The 1,449-nt window shown below is 64.8% G+C and carries 2 protein-coding genes; both read left to right on the top strand.

Going from position 1 to position 1,449, the window contains the following annotated elements:
- The coding region (locus tag P0D70_RS36530; RefSeq protein ID WP_408188101.1) for a Re/Si-specific NAD(P)(+) transhydrogenase subunit alpha at positions 1–1,122 on the top strand (1,122 nt) is incomplete at its 5' end.
- 12 nt (positions 1,123–1,134) lie between these two features.
- A partial coding sequence (locus tag P0D70_RS36525; RefSeq protein WP_408188100.1) for an NAD(P) transhydrogenase subunit alpha part 2 occupies positions 1,135–1,449 on the top strand: 315 nt, incomplete at its 3' end.

Genomic DNA, 1,449 nt, shown 5'->3' with positions numbered 1-1,449 from the left:
GAGACGCGCGCGCACGAAACCCGCGTCGCCGCGACGCCCGAAACGGTCAGGAAGTATGTGAGCCAGGGCCACCGGGTCACGATCCAGAGCGGCGCCGGCACCGGCGCAAGCTTTCCAGACGATGCCTTTACGGCCGCCGGCGCGGAGATTGTCGACGCCGCGACCGCTTTCGGCGCCGATCTCGTCCTCAAGGTTCAGTCACCGACCGACGCCGAACTGCCGCTGCTGAAGCGCGGCGCGGCGCTGGTCGGCATGCTCGATCCTTTTAATGCCGAAAACTCATCAAAGCTGGCGGCTGCGGGCATCACCGCGTTCGCTCTGGAGGCCGCGCCGCGCACGACTCGTGCGCAAAGCCTCGATGTATTGAGTTCACAGGCGAACATTGCCGGCTACAAGGCAGTGCTGCTGGCCGCCACGCTCTATCCGCGCTTCATGCCGATGCTGATGACCGCCGCGGGCACCGTGAAGGCGGCGCGCGTGCTGATCCTCGGCGCGGGTGTGGCGGGTTTGCAGGCTATCGCAACGGCCAAGCGTCTGGGCGCGGTGATCGAAGCGTCTGACGTTCGTCCAGCGGTGAAAGAGCAGATCGAATCGCTCGGCGCGAAGTTTCTCGATGTGCCTTACGAAACCGATGAAGAGCGCGAAGCCGCGCAAGGCGTCGGCGGCTACGCGCGGCCGATGCCGCCATCGTGGCTCACGCGCCAGTCGGCGCTGGTCCATGAGCGTGCGAAGCAGGCCGACGTGGTGATCTCCACCGCGCTGATCCCGGGCCGCGCCGCACCGACCTTGATCTCGGTCGACACCGTGCAGGCGATGAAACCCGGCTCCGTGCTGGTCGACCTCGCGGCAGGACGCGGCGCCGAGTACGAAGGCCGGCGCGGCGGCAACTGTCCGCTCACCGAAGCGGATCAGGTGGTGATCAGGCATGGCGTGACGATCGTCGGCTATACGAATCTGGCCTCGATGGTCCCCGCCGATGCGTCCTCGCTCTACGCGCGCAACCTGCTCGACTTCCTCAAGCTGATCATCACGAAGGAAGGCGCCCTGAACATCGATCTCGCGGACGATATCGTCGCGGCCACGCTGCTGGCCCGCGATGGTGAAGTCACGCGCAAGTCTTAACGGAGAACGGCGATGGAAGTCATTAACCACACCGTCATCAACCTGATCATCTTCGTGCTGGCGATTTACGTCGGCTACCACGTGGTCTGGAACGTCACGCCCGCGCTGCACACGCCGCTGATGGCCGTGACCAATGCGATCTCTGCCATCGTGATCGTCGGCGCCATGCTCGCTGCGGGGCTGACTTTAGGCACGCCCGGCAAATTCTTCGGCACGCTGGCCGTCGCGCTCGCGGCCGTCAACGTGTTCGGCGGGTTTTTAGTGACGAGGCGAATGCTCGAGATGTTCCGCAAGAAAGAGCCGAAGAAGCTGATCGCAGACAAGACG

Origin of the sequence: Paraburkholderia sp. RL17-381-BIF-C (assembly GCF_046026435.1) — a bacterium.
Taxonomy (GTDB): domain Bacteria; phylum Pseudomonadota; class Gammaproteobacteria; order Burkholderiales; family Burkholderiaceae; genus Paraburkholderia.
The sequence above is the reverse complement of the archived record's forward strand: the minus strand, read 5'-3'. Positions and strand labels throughout refer to the sequence as shown.